Below are 18,864 nucleotides of genomic sequence, written 5' to 3' on the forward strand. Positions count from 1 at the left end.
CATGTCTCACGCCGAGATCACCCCCGCCATTGTTGCCGAACACGGCTTCACGCCCGACGAATATGACGTGCTGGTCGCGTCGCTGGGGCGCGTGCCCAACATGCTCGAACTCGGTATCTTTTCGGTGATGTGGTCGGAGCACTGCAGCTACAAGTCGAGCCGCATCCACCTCGCCAAATTGCCGACCAAGGCGCCCTGGGTCATCCACGGTCCCGGCGAGAATGCTGGCGTCATCGACATCGGCGCCGGCCCCGACGGCGCGCCGATGGCCGCCATCTTCAAGATGGAAAGCCACAACCACCCGAGCTTCATTGAGCCCTATCAAGGCGCCGCGACCGGCGTCGGCGGCATCCTGCGCGACGTCTTCACCATGGGCGCGCGCCCCGTCGCCAACATGAACGCGCTGCGCTTCGGCCGCCCCGATGCGCCGAAGATGCGACACCTGATCAAGGGCGTTGTCGCCGGCATCGGCGGCTACGGCAATTGCGTCGGCGTGCCCACCGTTGGCGGTGAGACCAATTTCCACGCGAGCTATGACGGCAACATCCTCGTCAACGCGATGACCGTCGGCACCGCGCGGCAGGACAAGATTTTCCTGTCGGCCGCCGCCGGCGTCGGCAACCCGATGATTTACGTGGGCTCGAAAACCGGCCGCGACGGCATCCACGGCGCGACGATGGCATCGGCCGAGTTCACCGAGGAGTCCGAGGACAAGCGCCCCACAGTGCAGGTCGGCGACCCGTTCACCGAAAAGCTGCTGATCGAAGCCTGCCTCGAACTGATGGCGTCCGACGCGATCGTCGCCATCCAGGACATGGGCGCCGCCGGGTTGACCTCGTCGTCGGTCGAAATGGCCTCGAAGGGTGGCGTCGGGCTGCGCCTCGACCTCGACAAGGTGCCGTGCCGCGAAGACCGCATGACGCCGTATGAAATGATGCTCAGCGAAAGCCAGGAGCGCATGTTGATGGTCTTGAAGCCCGGCCGCGAGGCGTTTGCCGAGGCGATCTTCCACAAATGGGAACTCGATTTCGCGGTGATCGGCGAAGTCACCGACACCGAGCGGCTGGTGCTGACCTTCCACGGCGACACGGTGGCGGACATTCCGCTCGGGCCGCTTGCCGACAATGCCCCCAAGTACGACCGCGCGCACGTGCCGACGCCAAAGCGCGCGCCGCTGGGTGCAGTTTCTGAATCGACCGATCTCGGTGCCGATCTGCTCAAGCTGATGGCGTGCCCCGACCTCGCGTCCAAGCGCTGGATCTGGGAGCAGTACGACCACATGGTCGGCGCCGACACCCTGCAGCGCCCCGGCGGCGATGCGGCGGTGGTGCGCCTCCACGGCACGCAAAAGGCGCTGGCGATCACCACCGATTGCACCCCGCGCTACTGCTTCGCCGACCCCTATGAAGGTGGCAAACAGGCCGTCGCCGAGACTTGGCGCAACCTGATTGCGGTCGGCGCGCTGCCGCTGGCGATCACCGATTGCATGAACTTCGGCAACCCGCAGCGCCCTGAAATCATGGGGCAATTCGTCGGTTGCATCGAAGGCATGGCGGCCGCCTGCAAGGCTCTCGACTATCCCGTGGTCAGCGGCAACGTCAGCCTGTACAACGAAACCAACGGCACCGGCATCATGCCAACCCCCGCGATCGGCGGCGTCGGGCTGATCGAGGACTATACCAAGTCGATGAGCCTGGCGTTCAAGGCAGTCGAACAGGACATCTGGCTGATCGGCGGCGGCGACACCGACACCCACCTCGGCCAGTCGCTGTACCTGCGCGAATGTCTCGGTCGCGAAGACGGTCCGCCGCCGGCCGTCGATCTCGCCGCCGAACGCGCCGCGGGCGATTTCGTCGCGATGCTGATCGGCACCGGCCAGCTGACCGCCGTCCACGACATTTCAGACGGCGGCCTGCTGGTCGCAGTCACCGAAATGGCGCTCGCCGGCAACATCGGCGCAACCTTGTTCGACCTCGATACCGGCGGTGCCTTTGGCGAAGGCCAGGGGCGCTATCTGGTGACGCTGCCCGCTGCAAACGTCGTGGACGCACCGGTGCCGATGCGCCGCGTCGGCCGCACCGGCGGTGACAGCATCATCATCGGCGCCAAGACCAAGGTGAAACTCGCCGACCTGCGCGCCGCGCATGAAGGCGCTTTTCCGGCAATGATGCGCGACGAGATTTAGCGCGCGTCTACAGCGGGCACTGCTTGAAGGCGCCTGCCTGCACCCCATATTGCGTGATGCGACTGGGTTCGCGAGGAGTGTTTCGCATCGATGGCTGCAGCTGCTGCGCGTAGCTTTGACCAATTCACCATGGCGTTGCCGCAGCTCGGCAATGACCCCGCTGCCGTGCGCAAGCGTATCGAGATGCTTGAGCTGGTGCTCGAACGCGCGCTGGTCGTGCCGGGCACGCAAATGCGCTTCGGGCTCGATTCGGTGATCGGCCTGGTGCCCGGCGTCGGCGACATCATCAGCGGATTGATGGGTGCCTATATCGTCTGGGAAGCGCGCAACCTCAAGATGTCGAAGTGGACGCTATGGCGCATGGCCGGCAACGTCGGCGTCGACACGGCACTCGGCGCGATCCCGTTCGTCGGTGACCTGTTCGACGTGGTGTTCCGGTCGAACACCCGCAACCTGCGGCTGATCAAGCGCCACCTCGATCGCCACCACCCGGCAAGCGCCACCATCAACGCCTGAAGCCAAGCCGGTTGCGCCGCCGCGTCGGGGCTGCGATGACGGGCGGCAATGGACAATTTGCACCCCATTGTTGCGCTGGCGCTGTCGCTCGGCATCGGGCTGATCATCGGCACCGAGCGCGGCTGGCAGCTCCGTGACGAGCCATCGGGTGGCCGGATCGCCGGCATCCGGACTTATGCCGTCATCGGGCTGATCGGCGGGATCACCGGGTTGCTCGCCGCGCCGGTGCTGCCGACCGCGCCATTGCGCTGGGTGGCCATTGCGGCTGCGGCGGGTGTCGTTGCGGCGCTGGTGCTCGGCTATCGCGCCCGGCTCAAGCAAACTGCCAGCGTTTCGGCAACGGGCACGCTGGTATCGATACTGACCTTGCTGCTCGGACTGCTGGCGACGACCGGATATGCTACGGCCGCGGTGGTCATGGGCGGTGTCGTGACGCTGCTACTGTCGCTGCGCGACACGCTGCACGGTTGGCTACGCGCACTTGGGCCACGCGACATGCGCGCGGCCGTACAATATGTCGTCATTGTCTGCGTGATTTGGCCGTTGCTGCCCGACCGCGCCTTCGGGCCGTATGACGCGTGGAACTTGCGGACGCTGTGGCTGGTCGTGGTGTTCGTCACCGGGCTGTCATTCGCCGGCTATGTCGCCAGCAAGCGGCTTGGCACCACGCGCGGCACGGTGGCTGCAGCCGCCATCGGTGCGACCTACTCCTCGACCGCAGTCAGCGCCGAGCTGGCGCGGCGGCTGCGCGACCCGACTGAAACCGTCGACATTCTGCGCGCCGGCATCGCGGCCGCCACCGCCGTCATGGCGCTGCGCGTCATCGTGCTCGCCGGCGTGCTGGTGCCGGTAGCGCGGCTGTCGTTCTTGGCGATTATGGCACCCGCGGCGCTATTTGCCTGTGTCTATGCGCTGGTGTCCGCGCGTTATGCCGATGCAAAGGACGGCAAGCCGATGCCGGCGCGCAACCCTTTCGATTTCTGGCCGGCACTTGGCTTTGCCGCGCTGATTGCAGCCGTCATCCTGTTGTCGCGCTGGGCCATCGACCGCTACGGTGGCACCGGGCTGACCAGCGTCGTCGCGCTGACCGGGCTGTACGATGTCGATGCGGCGATCATCATGCTGGGCAGCCTGCCCGCGACCACGATGCCGGCGCGCAACTTCGGGCTGTTGCTGGCGCTGCCGATCCTGATCAACACGCTGTGGAAGGCCGCGATTGTAGTGACGCTCGGCGGCTGGACACAGGGCTGGCGCGCCGCACTGCCGCTGTTCGGCGTCGCAGTGTTGCTCGCCGCGACGATTGCATTGGTCTGGCTGCAGTAAGCGCTTGGGCAGCGCCGATTGACGCCGCGGCGGCCTTCTGTGCACCTTCGCTGACCGGCGATTTCAAGGGGGAAGCATGATGTTCAAGGCGGTTCGGACGACAGGCTGGCGCCATGCATTTGTCGTCGCGTTGCTCGCCTGCACCGCGCAGGTCGCTACCGCCGCGCCGGGCTTCGTGCCGCCAACCGCTGCCGAACGCGCAGCCGCAATGCCGGCGAACTACCTGCAACTGGTCAAGCTGTTTGATGACTGGCGCGCCTTCGCCCAGCCGACTGTGACCAACGGCGTCGCCGACTATGGCGCCGCCGCCATGGCACGCCAGGCCGCCGCCTTGCCGGCGTGCCGCGCCCGGCTGGCAGCCATCGACCAGACCGGCTGGCCCGAGACTGCGCGGGTCGATGCACGCTTCATCGCCGCTGAAATGAACGGCCTCGATTTCTTCCAGCGCGTGCTCAAGCCCTGGGCGCGCGACCCATCCTTTTATGCCAACATCTTTGCCGAATGGAGCGACGTCCCCGCGCACGAAGGCTCCAGCGCCGCCCCGAACATCAATCTCTACGACTATAGCTACCCGCTCAGCGCCGCCGATGCGCGCAAACTGACCGCTGCGCTTGCCGCGGTACCCGCCAACCTCGCGGCGGCGCGCGTCAACCTCGCCGGCAGCAATGCCGCCGACCTATGGCGCTACGGCGACCGGGCCTATCGTGAACAGAGCGCGGTGCTCGACGCCTTCGCCAAGGGCACGCTGATACTCAACACGCTTCAGGGCCGGCGTCCCGCAACAATGGCAGGCGGCGGCCCCGAACTGGCGCGCGCCGTCGCTGCAGCCAAAAGCGCGACCGATGACTTTGCCGCCTGGGTCGCCGCGCAGGCACCCAGTAAGACCGGCCCGTCGGGCGTCGGCAAGGACAATTACAATTGGTATGTCGCCAACGTCGAACTGCTGCCCTGGGACTGGGACCAGCAGGTCACCTTGTTGCGCCGCGAACTCGACCGTTCGATTGCCTCGCTGCGGCTTGAGGAAGTCCGCAACCGCGACGTGCCGGCGGTGGTGCCGCTGACCGACCCGGCGGCGTTCCGCGCGCAAATCGACGCCAAATCGGCGCGGTTGAGCAGCTTTCTGGCGGCTGCCGGGGTCATCCCCGATACCGACTGGGCGCGGGCCGCGATTGCCGCGCAGCAGATCGACTATGTCGCACCCGGCGACCGCAACTTCTTCGCGCACGTCACGGCGCAGGACCCGATGCCGCTCAAATCGCACATGACGCACTGGATCGATCTGGCACGGATGCAGGTCGCACCCAACGCCAGCCCGATCCGTCGCACCCCGCCGCTGTTCAACATTTACGCCAACCGTTCCGAAGGCTTTGCCACGGCGTTCGAGGAAATCGCCATGCAGGTCGGGCTGTATGACGATGTCCCGCACGGGCGCGAGCTGGTGTGGATCATGCTCGCCAACCGTGCCGCGCGCGGGCTGGCGTCGCTGCACGTCCAGGCCAACCAGATGGACCTCGCCCAAGCCGGGCGTTTCCATGCCGAATGGACGCCGCGCGGCTGGTCGGACCCGAACAGCAAACTCGTCGGCTTCGAACAGCTGCTCTATCTGCGCCAGCCCGGCTACGGCCCGAGCTATGTCACCGGCAAGCTGCAGCTCGACCGGTTGATGGCGGATGTCTCGCACGCCGACGAACAGGCCGGAAAGCCGTTCGTGATGAAGGATTTCATGGCGCAGGTCATGGCGTCGGGTATCATCCCGATCACGCTTATCGAGGACGAGATGTTGCCGCCGAAGCGTTAGGCGACAATGCGCAGACCAGCACCACCGTCGCCGCATTGACCGCCATCGCCAGCAGGCCGTGCTCCCAGCCGGGGAAATGCGCCGACCAGAACGCATCGGCGGTAGGCAGCAGCAACGCGGCGTAGCCGACGACAATCCCCGCGAGCACGCCCGCGGCATTGGCGCGCGGCCACAGGAACGCGAAAAACACGCCGGGCGCCAGCATGCCGATCGCCGCATACGCCGACAGCCCGATCTCGACGAGCGACTTCGACCCGCCGAGTGCCAGCCATACCGCCGCACCGGCAAAGCCGATCATCGCCACTCTCGACACCAGTAGCAGCGCGCGCCCGTCCATCGCGGGCCGCAACGGCAGCACTACGTTGCGGCCGAAAATCGTCCCCGCGGTCAGCAGCAGCACCGACCCCGGCACCAGCGCCAGCAGGCAAGCCGTCCCCGCGAACAGCCCGGTCACCCATGCCGGATAATGCGCCACAACAAAGCTTGGCAGCACCGCATTGGTGTCACCATCCGGCGGCGCCACGCCCGCCAGCAGCGCCGCGAACCCCAGTGCGATGATGAAGAAGTACGACAGCGAATAGATCGGTTGCCAGATGGCGTTGCGGCGGATCGTCTCGGCACTGTCGGCGGAGAAACACAACTGGAACAGGTGCGGTAGGATCCAGTTGCCGAGCGCGACGTTGAGCGCCGAGGTCATCAGCCAGACATTGGTCAGCCCGGCGTCGGGCTGGCGGCCGGGGAAGCTGCCGATGCCGGGGAAGGCGGCTTCGGCCTGCGCATAGACGTCGAGCAGCGACGTCGCGCCGACCTTTGCGGCGACCGTCGCGCACAGCCCGATGACGATGACCACCATCAGCACATCCTTGACGCCCGCCGCGAACGCCGCCGAGCGCAAACCGGCAGTGAACACGAACGCCAGCATCACCGCCGCGGCAATCAGCGCCGCTGCCAGTGGCGCGATCTGCGGCCCCAAGGTCAGCCGCACGATCAACCCGAGCGCGACGATCTGGATCTGCACATAGATGACCAGTGCCGCGATGCCTGCCATCGCGACCACCACGCCGAGCAAGCGGCTCTGGTAATGGTCGGCAAAGAAATCGGCCTGCGTCAGCAGGTTGCGCGCGCGTCCCGCCGCCCAGATGCGCGGCATCAGCCAATAGCCCAGCGTTGCTGATAGCGACACTGACGTCAGCGCCAGATAGGCGGGCGCCCCGTAAGCCCAGGCGTAACCCGAAATGCCGAGCACCGCGAAGGTCGTGTAGACCTCGCCGGCGTTGAGGAACCAGAAGATCAGCATTCCGAAGCGCCGCCCGCCGATCGCCCATTCGGTGACGTTGACGGCGCGCGCCTGCTGCCGCCCATAGAGCAAAGCGCCGGCGACAGTGCCGAGCACGACGGCGAGCGCCAGCGCCAAAATCATCGGCGCGCCGCGCGCTTATCGAGTACGTGCACCAGCGCGATGACCAGCGATGCGAAAACTACGCCCGCCAGCTGCCAGACCAGCGCGAACGGCAGGCCGAGCGGCCGCCACGCCACATCATTGGCGAACGGCACCAGTGCCACCTGCCAGACGAACGGCAGCACCAGCAGCCAGCGATGCATCAACGCGCACTCCACTGCGCGACGCTGGCTTCGAGCACCGCGAGCGGCACCGGGCCGGACAGCAGCACCAGATCGTGGAAATCCTGCACGCGGAAGCGCGTCCCCATCGCCGACTGTGCCGCCGCGCGCGCCGCCAGAATGCGGTTGGCGCCGACCTTGAAGCTGCACGCCTGCCCTGGATAAACGCTGTAGCGCACGACTTCGCGGGTGGTGGATGTGACCTGCTCGCCGGCATTTTCGACCATCCACGCCACCGCCTGCGGCAGGCTCCAGCGCTTGTAGTGGATGCCGGTATCGACAACGATTCGCGCCGCGCGGAACAGTTGCGACTGCAGTGCGCCGATGCGGCCATAGGGGTCATTGTCGAACACCCCGAGCTCATCGGCGACCTGCTGCGCATAGAGCCCCCAGCCTTCGGTCCATGCCGAAAAGCGCACGATGCGGCGAAACAGCGACAGGTCGCCCGCCGTCGCCAGCACGCTCGCCTGAAAGTGGTGGCCGGGCACCGCTTCGTGGTGCGTCAGCGTCGGCAGTCGCCACAGCGGATGCTCGCCGGGGTTGCCGAGGTTGAGCGAATAGACGCCGGGCGCACCATTGGCGCCCTCGCTGTAGAAGGCGCCGGGCGAGCCGGCTTCGATGGCAATCGGCGTGCGCTGGACGATCAGCGGCGCCACCGTGGTGTTGCCGAACGCCTGCGGCAGTCGCGCGGTGACATCGGCAATCGCCGCCTTTGCCGCCGCCATCAGTTGCGCGCGGCCGGCGTCATCATTGCTGACGCGGAAGCGCGGATCATCATCGAGTGCCTTGATGCGCGCCGCAATCGACCCCTGTGTCAGGCCCTGCTTGCGCAGCAACGCGTCGATTTCGGCGCTCAGTGCCGCGCATTGCGCCAGCCCGTCGCGGTGCAGCGCGTCGGGGGAAATGTCGGCGGTTGTGTTGGCGCGCAGCGCGGCGGCGTAATAGGCGTCGCCGTCGGGCAGGTGCCAGACGCCGGCGATATCGACCGCGCGCGGCACCACCGCCATCAGCGCCGCCATCTGGCGATCGAGCGCCGGGACGATCTGGTTGCGGAATATCGCCACCGCCTGTGCCGACATGTCGGGCAGGCCGGCCGCCTTGGCGCGCACCAGCGCCGGCGCAATCAGCGCCGACTCGAGCGGCGGCCCGTCACGCAGCGCACGCAACTGCGACAGCGTCCGCGACAGCACGAAATCGGGCGGGATGACACCAATCCCCGCGTCATGCGCGATGCGCGCGGTTTCCTGGTCGAGCGCCACTGCCAGCGCTGCCAGCCGCGCCAGCCAGTCGGCGGCGTCAGCACGCGTGACCAGCGGCGCACGCGAGCCGATGAATTCGGGCAGCCAGTAATAGGCGCCGTTCATCTGGCTGACGACATAGGGGCTGGGGCGCAGGTTGATATCGACATATCCCGGCCGCGCCAGCAGGTCGGCGAGCGTGTCGCAGACAAACACCGCGACCTGCTGGTCAAGTCGCGCCGCCGCACCGAGCTGTGCGACATCGACACGCGCCAGCAACGCGCGCGCCTGTTCGACGCCGGCGCGATCGGTGACGCGCGCCGCCAGCGACCGGTCATCGAGCCGCGCCCGCAGCCCGGCATTGGCACCGACATCGAAACCGAAGCCGGTCGCTTCTTCGGGCGAACGCCGCAGGAAGGTTTCGGCGAAGTGCTGGAGCAGCGCGGCATGTGCGGCGTCGGCGCTGGTCGCGGCACGCGCCGGCAGCCCGGTCAGCGCCAGCGCCGCAGCGCCTGCGGCAAATGCGCGGCGGCTCAGCATCGTAGCCCAGCGTCCATAATATCCCCTGTCCCGCGGCGAAAACGCCCGCCGCACGCTTTCACCGTTGCCATTGCCGCCGATGCTTAGCAACAGTGCGACAGCGGCCGGGAGACTTACGTGCAAATCAACGACTTCGCCGACATTTCGCGCCGCGCCACCTTGGCATTGCTGGCCGTGCTCGCCGCGCCGCTACGCGCTGCATCCGGCGACGCCTCGGCCCGGCTGCGCGCGCTGTTCGACGCCAGCGCTGCGGCCGAGGCGGCGCTCGACCCGCTCGGCGAACCCGGCGAACGCCGCGTGCCGGTGTTCGTCGATCCGCTCAGCGACAGCTATGCGGCGCGCTTGGAATCCGACAAGCGCCGCGAACTTGCCGAGTTGCGCAGCATCGACCGTGCCGCGCTCGGCCCCGTCGACCGCATCGCCTATGACGTTTTCGCCTATCGCACCGCGCAGACGCTGGCGTTGTTCGATGACGGGCTATTCACCATCCAGCGCCAGGTCGCGCTCAATCCGTCGTTCGGGCTGCAGGTCGAATTGCCGGACTTTGTTGCCGGTGCCGGTGCGCCGTTCGCCACCGTGGCCGACTATGAGGCCGGGCTCGACAGGCTGCGCGGCTTTGCCGGCTATATGGACATGACCATCGTGCGACTGCGCGAGGGGCTGGCGGCGGGGCACGTCCAGCCGCGCATCATTGTCGACAATATCCTGAAACAAGTCGACGCCATGCTGGCGCTGCCGCCGACCGCGACGCCGTTCTACGCCGCGATCAAGCGCATGCCGCCGACGCTGCCCGCCGCCGATCGCGAACGGCTCAGCGTCGCCTATGAAGACGTCACTGCCACCGTCGTGCTGCCCGCCTATGCGCGCTGGAAGTCGTTCCTGACCGACACCTACCGCCCGCGCGCCCCCGAAGCGCCGGGGCGTTCGGCGATGAAGGATGGCGCGCGGCTCTATGCCGCCGAACTGGCGCGCCACACCACCACGACGATGTCGGCGAGCGAAATCCACGCACTCGGCGTTGCCGAAGTCGCGCGGATCCGCGCCGAAATGGAAGCGGTTCGCGTTGGGCTGGGTTTCGACGGCGACCTAAAGGCGCTGTTCGCCCATGTCCGCAGCGACCCCAAATTCTACTGTAAGTCCGAAGCCGAACTGCTCGGGCGCTTCGCCGCTATCGAAGCGCGCATCTGGCAGGGCATGCCGGCGCTGTTCCGCGACCGGCCGGGCGCGCCGTTCCGCGTCGCGGCGCTGCCGACGCTCGGCGGCGCGCGCGGCACTGGTTACTATAAGCCCGGCCCGCCCGACGGCGTCTCGCCGGGCACGCTGTACTTCAACATGGCGATGCTCGACACGCGGCCGATCCCGACGCTCGAGACGCTGACGCTGCACGAAGGCATCCCGGGCCATCACTATCAGATCAACCTGGCGCGCGAGAACAAGGCGCTGCCGCCGCTGCTGCGCGATGGGTCGAGCACTGCCTATTCGGAAGGCTGGGGGCTGTATTCGGAGTCGCTGGGGCGCGAGCTCGGCATGTTCACCGACCCGTGGCAGTGGTTCGGCCATCTCGACATGGAAATGCTGCGTGCGGTGCGGCTGGTCGTCGATACTGGCATCCATGCCTTTGGCTGGAGCCGCGACCGCGCGATGGCGTACATGCTCGAAAACACCTCGATGGCGCCGCGCGACGTCGCGGTCGAGATCGACCGCTACATCGCCTATCCGGGGCAGGCGTGCGCCTATAAGATCGGTGAGCTGACCTTTGCGCGGTTGCGGCGTGACGCACAGGCGCAACTCGGCCAGCGGTTTGATATCCGCGATTTCCATACGCAATGCCTCAACACCGGCGCACTGCCGATGGCGGTACTCGAGGCCAAGATGCGCGACTGGGTGGCGCGCGGCGGCGGTCTGGCCTAGTGCATTGGCGGCAAGACGGAGACGATGATGCAGCCCGCCGATGACAGCTTCGAACTCTACGACTTGCGCGTCGAGGTGGTCGCCCCGCCCGGCGCGACGCTCTATTGCTCGGCAACGCCCGGCGACTGGTTCGAACTGCGCGGTGAAAACTTGTATCTGCCTGAGGGTCAGGGCTTTTCGATTTATTCGCTCGCAGCCGTGCTGCCGCTGCTGGCCGCGAAACAGCGCGTCACCGATGCCAATGACTGGATGTCGACCGATGCCGAGGTTGCCTGCCCCGACCCCAATTGCCCGTCGCGGCTGCGCATCACGCGCCTTGGCCGGCGGACATTCCGCCACAGCGAAACCACCGCAACGCCGCGGACTACGTCATGAGCTTTGACGAACGCGCCGAACTGGCGCCGGGCTACAGTATCTCGCGGGTCATTCGCGGTGGCTGGCAGCTCGCTGGCGACCATGGCGAGGTGGCGCGCGACGCGGTGAATGACGATCTCGCCGCGTTTTACGACGCCGGCATCACCACATTCGACTGTGCCGACATCTACACCGGCGTCGAGGAGATGTACGGCGACTTCCGCGCCGCAATGCTGCAAAAGCGCGGCGCCGATGCACTGGCGCAGCTGCGCATCCACACCAAATATGTCCCCGATCTCGATGCGCTCGCCACGCTCACCGCTACCGATGTCCGCCGCACCATTGACCGCTCGCTGCAGCGGCTGCGCATGGAGCGGCTCGACCTCGTGCAGTTCCATTGGTGGGACTACGACAAGCCGCGCTGGCGCGAGACCGCGCAGGTGCTGGGAGCGCTGCAGGCCGAGGGCAAGATCAAGCTGGTTGGCGGCACCAACTTCGATACCGCGCATGTGCAAGCGCTCGCCGAAGCCGGCGTGCCGTTCGCCAGCCTGCAGGTGCAATATTCGCTGCTCGACCGCCGCCCCGCGGCAGGGCTGGTCGAGACTTGCGCCGCGCTCGGCACGCGATTGTTGTGCTACGGCTCGCTCGCCGGCGGATTTCTCAGCGATGCGTGGCTGGGCCAGCCCGAACCGGTTGGCGCGCTCGCTAACCGCTCGTCGGTCAAATACAAGCTCATCATCGACGAATTCGGCGGCTGGGCGCTGTTCCAGGCGCTGCTCGCCACGTTGCGCGCGGTGGCCGACCGGCATGGCAGCAGCATCGCGGCGGTGGCGTCGCGCTGGGTGCTCGATCGCGGAAACGTCGCGGCGGTGATTGTCGGCGCGCGTCACGCCGGCCACCTGCCGGCAACGCTCGCCATCGGCACCTTGCGGCTGACGCCCGCCGACCAAGCCGCCATCGACGCGGTGCTGGCGCACGCGCAGGGGCCGGACGGCGAGGTCTATGCGCTCGAACGCGACCGCACCGGCCGCCACGGGTCGATCATGAAATACCATCTCGGCGAGGGGTCGGCCACAGGCGGTGCCGCGTAATAATATTACGCGGAATGCGCAAAAAATGCCGCATTGCACCATGAAATTGGCCTTGCGATAGTTTTAGTGACTCGCACAGCGGCGCATGGCCTGTATAGGCGGGTGTGCAAAAAGCGTCGGGCATCGTGCCGCGGCGCGTTTTCAGGATGAGCGCTTTCGATGACCACGCCGGTGAAGCAAGGCCTTTATGATCCCCGCAACGAGCACGACGCGTGCGGCGTGGGCTTCATTGCCAATATCAAGGGCAAGAAAACCCATGATATCATTGCGCAGGGCCTGCAGATCCTGATCAACCTCGACCATCGTGGTGCTGTCGGCGCCGATCCGATGGTCGGCGACGGCGCTGGCTGCCTTATCCAGATTCCCGATGCGCTGCTGCGCGACTGGGCGGCCACGCAGAATCTGACGCTGCCGGCGCCCGGCGACTATGCGGTCGGCATGTGCTTCCTGCCGCGCGACGACCGCGCGCGCGCCATGGTCAAGGCGCAGTTCGAACATTTCATCCGGGTCGAAGGCCAGACGCTGATCGGCTGGCGCGACGTGCCCGTCGATACCTCGGTGCTCGGCGCCGCGGTGCTCGCCGAGCTGCCGGTCATCCGCCAGGCCATCGTCGGCCGCGGCCCGAACACCAAGGACCAGGACGCATTCGAACGCAAGCTGCTGACCATCCGCAAGCAGACGCAGAACCCGCTCGTCGACCAGGCCGAAAAGCGCGACATTCCGGCGCTCGCCGACTTCTACATGCCGTCATTCTCGAGCCGCACCGTTGTCTACAAGGGTCTGCTGCTCGCTGACCAGGTCGGGACTTTCTATCTCGACTTGCAGAACCCGCTGACCACTTCGGCGCTGGCGATGGTGCACCAGCGCTTTTCGACCAACACCTTCCCGTCGTGGAAGCTGGCCCATCCGTACCGCTTCATCGCGCACAACGGCGAAATCAACACCGTGCGCGGCAACGTCAACTGGATGAACGCGCGCCGCCGCACGCTCGAATCGCCGCTGCTCGGGCCCGACCTCGACAAGATGTGGCCGCTGATCCCGCACGGCCAGTCGGACACCGCCTGCCTCGACAATGCGCTCGAACTGCTGCTCGCGGGCGGCTATCCGCTGGCGCATGCAGTGATGCTGCTGATCCCCGAAGCCTGGGCCGGCAACCTCCAGATGGAGGCCAAGCAAAAGGCGTTTTACGAATATTACGCCGCGCTGATGGAGCCGTGGGACGGCCCCGCGGCGATTGCCTTCACCGATGGCCGCCAGATCGGCGCGACGCTCGACCGCAACGGCCTACGCCCGGCGCGCTTCATCCTGACCGATGACGATCAGGTCATCATGGCGTCCGAATCGGGCGTGCTGCCGATTGCCGAAAGCAAGATCGTCCGCAAATGGCGTCTGCAGCCCGGCAAGATGCTGCTGGTCGACCTCGACCGCGGCGAAATCATCGACGACGCCGACATCAAGCGCGCGCTGACCGAAGCGCAGCCGTATGACGAATGGCTGACGCAGACGCAGTTCAAGCTCGAGGACCTGCCGGTCAAGGCCGACGGCGTCGCGCCGTTCGACGATCCGCAGACCTTGCTCGATCGCCAGCAGGCGTTCGGCTACACGCAGGAAGACCTGAAATTCTTCCTCGCGCCGATGGCGACCTCGGCCGAAGACCCGATCGGTTCGATGGGGTCGGACACGCCGATTGCCGTGCTGTCGGAGCGGTCGAAGTTGCTCTACGACTATTTCAAGCAGAACTTCGCGCAGGTCACCAACCCGCCGATCGACCCGATCCGTGAGGAACTGGTGATGTCGCTGGTGTCGATGATCGGCCCGCGCCCGAACCTGCTCGGCCACCACGCCGGCACGCACAAGCGCCTCGAAGTCACGCAGCCGGTGCTGACCAACGGCGACCTCGGCAAGATCCGCGCGATTTCGGAACTGCTCGACGGCGCTTTCCGCACCGCGACGATCGACACCACCTGGGCCGCCAGCGAAGGCGCCGCCGGGCTGGAGCTCGCGCTGCTGCAGATGTGCTGGGCGGCGACCGAGGCGGTGCTCGCCGACAACAACATCCTCGTGCTGTCCGACCGCGCGATGGGCCCCGACCGGATTCCGGTGCCCGCCGCACTCGCGACCGCGGCCATCCACCATCACCTGATCCGCCAGGGCCTGCGCATGCAGACCGGGCTGGTCATCGAAACCGGCGAAGCCCGCGAAGTCCATCACTTCTGCGTGCTCGCGGGCTACGGTGCCGAAGCCGTGAACCCGTATCTGGCATTCGAAACGCTCGAAGTGCTGCGCCAGAAGGCCGACATGCCGCTGACGGCGTACGAGGTGCAGAAAAACTACATCAAGGCGATCGGCAAGGGCATCCTCAAAGTCATGTCGAAGATGGGCATTTCGACCTACCAGAGCTATTGCGGCGCACAGATCTTCGACGCCGTCGGGCTGTCGTCGAAGTTCCTCGACAAATATTTCACCGGCACTGCGACCTCGATCGAAGGCATCGGGCTGCTCGAAGTCGCCGAGGAATCGGTGCGCCGCCACCGCGACGCTTATGCCGACACGCCGCTGTACCGCGACGCGCTCGACATCGGCGGCGTCTATGCCTTCCGCATCCGTGGCGAGGAACACGCCTGGAACCCAGACTCCGTGGCACGCCTGCAGCACGCGGTGCGCGGCAATCTGCCCGCCGAATATGCAGCGTTCGCCGCCAGCATCAACGAACAGAACAAGCGGCTGCTGACCATCCGCGGCTTGATGGAGTTCAAGTTCGCCGAAACCCCGGTGCCGCTCGACGAAGTTGAACCAGCGTCCGAAATCGTCAAGCGCTTCGCCACCGGCGCGATGAGCTTCGGCTCGATCAGCCGTGAAGCCCACACGACGATGGCGATCGCGATGAACCGCATCGGCGGCAAGTCGAACACCGGCGAAGGCGGCGAGGAACCCGACCGCTTCGTGCGGCTGCCAAATGGCGACTCGCTGCGTTCGGCGATCAAGCAGGTCGCGTCGGGGCGTTTCGGCGTCACCGCCGAGTATCTGGTCAACGCCGACGACATCCAGATCAAAATCGCCCAGGGCGCCAAGCCCGGCGAGGGCGGCCAGCTGCCCGGCCACAAGGTCGATGCCAACATCGCCAAGGTGCGTCATTCGACGCCGGGCGTCGGGCTGATCTCGCCGCCACCGCACCATGACATCTATTCGATCGAAGACCTCGCGCAGCTGATCCACGACCTCAAGAACGTCAATTCGCAGGCGCGCGTGTCGGTCAAGCTGGTGTCCGAAGTCGGCGTCGGCACGGTTGCGGCGGGCGTCAGCAAGTCGCGCGCCGACCATGTCACCATCTCGGGCTTCGAAGGCGGCACCGGCGCATCGCCGCTGACCTCGCTGACGCACGCCGGTAGCCCATGGGAAATCGGCCTTGCCGAAACGCAGCAGACGCTGCTGCTCAATGGCCTGCGCGGCCGCATCGCGGTGCAGGCCGATGGCGGGCTGCGCACGGGTCGCGATGTCGCGGTCGCGGCACTGCTCGGTGCCGACGAGTTCGGTTTCGCCACTGCGCCGCTGATTGCCGCGGGCTGCATCATGATGCGCAAATGCCACCTCAACACTTGCCCGGTGGGTGTGGCGACGCAGGACCCGGTGCTGCGCGCGCGCTTCACCGGCCAGCCCGAGCACGTCATCAACTATTTCTTCTTCGTCGCCGAAGAACTGCGCGGCATCATGGCGCAATTGGGCGTCCGGACGCTCAACGAGATGATCGGCCGCGTCGAACTGCTCCACGCGCGTCCGGTGGTCGAACAGTGGAAGGCCAAGGGCGTCGACCTGAGCAAGTTGCTCTACATGCCCGACATTCCCGCCGACCTGCCGCGCTGGAACAGCGAGCGCCAGGATCATGGGCTTGAGCGCGCGCTCGACCACAGCCTGATTGCCGCTGCCGCACCGGCGCTCGAACGCGGCGAGGCCGTCACCATCGAAAGCACCGTCTGCAACGTCAACCGCAGCGTCGGCGCGATGTTGTCGGGGCAATTGGCGCGGCGCTACGGCCATGCCGGGCTGCCGAACGACACTATCGGCATCACACTGACCGGCACCGCCGGGCAGAGCTTCGCCGCCTTCCTCGCGCACGGCATCACGCTGACCTTGGTCGGCGACGGCAACGACTATGTCGGCAAAGGGCTGTCGGGCGGCCGCGTTATTGTGCGCCAGCCTGAAGGCATCAAGCGCGACCCGACGGCGAACATCATCGTCGGCAACACCGTGCTCTACGGTGCGATCTCGGGTGAGGCGTATTTCTCGGGCGTCGCCGGTGAACGCTTCGCAGTGCGCAATTCGGGTGCCGTTGCGGTGGTCGAAGGCACCGGCGACCATGCCTGCGAATATATGACCGGCGGTGTCGTCGTCGTGCTCGGCAAGACCGGGCGCAACTTTGCCGCCGGCATGTCGGGCGGGGTCGCCTACGTCTATGATCCGGAACGCAAATTCACCGCGCTGTGCAATACCGCAATGGTCGACCTCGAACCGCTCGATGCCAGCAACATCGCGATGGCCGATGACGATGCGACGGTGACCGGCAATTTGCTGCGCTTCGATGCGGCGCGGCTGCGCGTGCTGATCGAGCGCCACCACCGCCACACCGGCAGCGCCCGCGCACGCGAAATCCTCGACAATTGGGCGACTGCGCTCGGCCAGTTCGTAAAGGTCATGCCGAAGGATTATCGCCGCGCGCTGACGGACATGGAAGCGTCCGCCACCCCCGTCGCTGCCGAATAGCCTGTAGTTCAGAGAGACAGATCATGGGCAAGCCCACCGGATTTCTTGAAATCGACCGTCGCGACCGCGTCTATGCCAAGCCGCAGGAACGCCTCAAAACCTGGAACGAGTTCGTCGTGCCGCAGGACGCCGCCGAAATCACGGCGCAGGCGTCACGCTGCATGGATTGCGGGATTCCGTTCTGCCACACCGGCTGCCCGGTCAACAATCTGATTCCCGACTGGAACGACCTCGTCTATCGTGACGACTGGCAGCGCGCGCTCGAAACGCTGCATTCGACCAACAATTTCCCTGAATTCACCGGCCGCATCTGCCCTGCGCCGTGCGAAGCCGCGTGCACGCTCAACATCCAGGACACGCCGGTCACCATCAAGACCATCGAATGCGAAATCATCGACCGCGGCTGGGCCGAGGGCTGGATCAAGCCGCAGCTTTCGGCGCGCGGCACCGGCAAGCGCATCGCCATCGTCGGCTCGGGGCCCGCGGGACTCGCCTGCGCGCAGGAACTGGCGCGCATGGGCCACAACCCGACGGTGTTCGAAAAGAACGACCGCATCGGCGGGCTGCTGCGCTACGGCATCCCCGACTTCAAGATGGAAAAGCACCTGATCGACCGCCGTGTCGCGCAGATGGAAGGCGAAGGTGTCATCTTCCGCACCAATGTCGAAATCGGCGTCACCATCACTGTCCAGCGCCTGCTCGATGATTATGATTTGCTCGTGCTCGCCGGTGGCGCCGAGCGGCCGCGCGACCTCGAAGTGCCGGGCCGCGACACCGCGGGCGTGCATTTCGCTATGGAATTCCTGATGCAGCAGAACCGCCGCAACGCCGGCGATGATGAAGCGACCGCGGCACCGACCGGCACGCTATCGGCAAAGGGCAAGCACGTCGTCGTCATCGGCGGCGGCGACACCGGGTCGGACTGCATCGGCACGTCGAACCGCCACGGCGCTGCCAGCGTCACCCAGCTCGAAGTCATGCCGGCGCCTCCGGTGCGCGAGAACAAGGCGATGACCTGGCCGAACTGGCCGCTCAAGATGCGTACGTCGTCGTCGCAGGAAGAAGGCTGCGAGCGCGACTTCGCGGTGCTGACCAAGTCGGTGATCAGCGAAAACGGCAAGGTTGCCGCGATCGAATGCGTGCGTGCCGACTGGCGCCCCGGCCCGGGCGGCCAGATGACCATGCAGGAAGTCCCCGGCTCGAGCTTCCAGATCAACGCCGATCTGGTGCTGTTGGCGATGGGCTTTCTCGGCCCGCGCACCGAAGGTCTGTTGGCCCAGGCCGGCGTTGAAATGTCGCCGCGCGGGGCGGTGGCGGCAGATTTTGCCGCGCACAAGACCAGCGCCGACCGCATCTTCAGTTGCGGCGACATGCGGCGCGGCCAGTCGCTGGTCGTCTGGGCCATCCGCGAAGGTCGCGAGTGCGCACAGGCTGTCGATGCCTATCTTTCAACGCATGCGACGATGCGCTGAAGCGGGCTAATTCAGGGTACCGGCCAAGCGGCCTTGTCGAATGGCTGCGGGTGTCGTT

12 protein-coding genes are annotated in these 18,864 nt (G+C 66.4%); 9 read left to right on the forward strand and 3 right to left on the reverse strand.

What is annotated here, in order from left to right:
• Position 1: 1 nt before the first annotated feature.
• From purL to EUV02_RS14135, 4 genes are all read left to right on the forward strand, one after another.
• On the forward strand, positions 2–2,185 hold the full coding sequence (gene purL, locus EUV02_RS14120; RefSeq protein WP_135246918.1) for a phosphoribosylformylglycinamidine synthase subunit PurL: 2,184 nt from the start codon (positions 2–4) through the stop codon (positions 2,183–2,185).
• A 90-nt stretch (positions 2,186–2,275) separates the two neighbouring features.
• Positions 2,276–2,701 carry a DUF4112 domain-containing protein gene (locus tag EUV02_RS14125; protein WP_135246919.1) on the forward strand — a complete coding sequence of 142 codons (426 nt, stop codon included), beginning with the start codon at positions 2,276–2,278 and terminating at the stop codon, positions 2,699–2,701.
• Between the two features lie 48 nt (positions 2,702–2,749).
• Complete coding sequence (locus EUV02_RS14130) at positions 2,750–4,024, forward strand: MgtC/SapB family protein (protein WP_135246920.1); 1,275 nt, start codon at positions 2,750–2,752, stop codon at positions 4,022–4,024.
• Positions 4,025–4,100: 76 nt separating this feature from the next.
• Positions 4,101–5,822 (forward strand): DUF885 family protein, encoded by a 1,722-nt coding sequence (locus tag EUV02_RS14135; protein ID WP_135246921.1) that lies wholly within the window; start codon positions 4,101–4,103, stop codon positions 5,820–5,822.
• Here EUV02_RS14135 and EUV02_RS14140 read toward each other — a convergent pair.
• Genes EUV02_RS14140 through EUV02_RS14150 form a run of 3 tightly spaced genes read right to left on the reverse strand, consistent with a single transcriptional unit; the run spans position 5,788 to position 9,220 of the window.
• A complete protein-coding gene (locus tag EUV02_RS14140) occupies positions 5,788–7,242 on the reverse strand; it encodes a sodium:solute symporter family protein (RefSeq protein ID WP_135246922.1) in 1,455 nt (484 codons plus the stop codon). The two genes, EUV02_RS14135 and EUV02_RS14140, sit on opposite strands and share 35 nt — an antisense overlap.
• Positions 7,239–7,424 carry a DUF3311 domain-containing protein gene (locus EUV02_RS14145; RefSeq protein ID WP_135246923.1) on the reverse strand — a complete coding sequence of 62 codons (186 nt, stop codon included), beginning with the start codon at positions 7,422–7,424 and terminating at the stop codon, positions 7,239–7,241. The genes EUV02_RS14140 and EUV02_RS14145 overlap by 4 nt, the downstream gene beginning before the upstream one ends.
• Positions 7,424–9,220: a DUF885 domain-containing protein gene (locus tag EUV02_RS14150; protein ID WP_135246924.1), complete on the reverse strand. Its 1,797-nt coding sequence runs from the start codon at positions 9,218–9,220 to the stop codon at positions 7,424–7,426. Before EUV02_RS14150 ends, EUV02_RS14145 begins: the two co-directional genes overlap by 1 nt.
• A 117-nt stretch (positions 9,221–9,337) precedes the next feature.
• Between EUV02_RS14150 and EUV02_RS14155 the strand changes: the two genes are divergently transcribed.
• The 5 genes from EUV02_RS14155 to EUV02_RS14175 all read left to right on the forward strand — a co-directional run bounded on the left by EUV02_RS14155 (position 9,338) and on the right by EUV02_RS14175 (position 18,806).
• Positions 9,338–11,131 carry a DUF885 domain-containing protein gene (locus tag EUV02_RS14155; RefSeq protein WP_243445918.1) on the forward strand — a complete coding sequence of 598 codons (1,794 nt, stop codon included), beginning with the start codon at positions 9,338–9,340 and terminating at the stop codon, positions 11,129–11,131.
• A 24-nt stretch (positions 11,132–11,155) separates the two neighbouring features.
• A complete protein-coding gene (locus EUV02_RS14160; RefSeq protein WP_135246925.1) occupies positions 11,156–11,506 on the forward strand; it encodes a TIGR04076 family protein in 351 nt (116 codons plus the stop codon).
• Complete coding sequence (locus EUV02_RS14165; RefSeq protein ID WP_135246926.1) at positions 11,503–12,576, forward strand: aldo/keto reductase; 1,074 nt, start codon at positions 11,503–11,505, stop codon at positions 12,574–12,576. Before EUV02_RS14160 ends, EUV02_RS14165 begins: the two co-directional genes overlap by 4 nt.
• Before the next feature lie 159 nt (positions 12,577–12,735).
• Positions 12,736–17,334, forward strand: a complete 4,599-nt coding sequence (gene gltB, locus EUV02_RS14170; protein WP_135246927.1) for a glutamate synthase large subunit — start codon at positions 12,736–12,738, stop codon at positions 17,332–17,334.
• Between the two features lie 23 nt (positions 17,335–17,357).
• Entirely contained in the window at positions 17,358–18,806 is a 1,449-nt protein-coding gene (locus tag EUV02_RS14175) for a glutamate synthase subunit beta (RefSeq protein ID WP_135246928.1), read from the forward strand.
• The last annotated feature ends 58 nt before the right edge of the window (positions 18,807–18,864 follow it).

The organism is Glacieibacterium arshaanense (assembly GCF_004681125.1).
Lineage (GTDB): Bacteria > Pseudomonadota > Alphaproteobacteria > Sphingomonadales > Sphingomonadaceae > Polymorphobacter_A > Polymorphobacter_A arshaanense.